The organism is Pseudomonas sp. LRF_L74 (genome assembly GCF_965644255.1).
Taxonomy (GTDB): domain Bacteria; phylum Pseudomonadota; class Gammaproteobacteria; order Pseudomonadales; family Pseudomonadaceae; genus Aquipseudomonas.
Genome location: NZ_CBFFRH010000042.1, coordinates 1 through 202 on the forward strand (window position 1 = coordinate 1; position 202 = coordinate 202).

At 51.0% G+C, this 202-nt stretch carries 1 rRNA gene; it reads right to left on the reverse strand.

From position 1 onward, the window contains the following. Positions 1–62: ribosomal RNA gene (gene rrf / locus ACSZPK_RS26970) — 5S ribosomal RNA — on the reverse strand; the annotation flags it as partial. Between the last annotated feature and the right edge of the window lie 140 nt (positions 63–202).

The window sequence follows — 202 nt, forward strand, 5'->3', positions numbered from 1 at the left end:
CGTCGTTTCACTACTGAGTTCGGGATGGGATCAGGTGGTTCCAACGCTCTATGGTCGTCAAGCAATTCGGTTGGGGAGTCGGTGTTGAGTCGCTTCCCCTGATTGGGTATGTGATGTCTTGGTAATGCGTGTTCTGGCAAATTTTCGGTTTGTGTCGACTTCACCTTCGACACCCTCTGCTACCAGAGCAGATTGTTTGGGT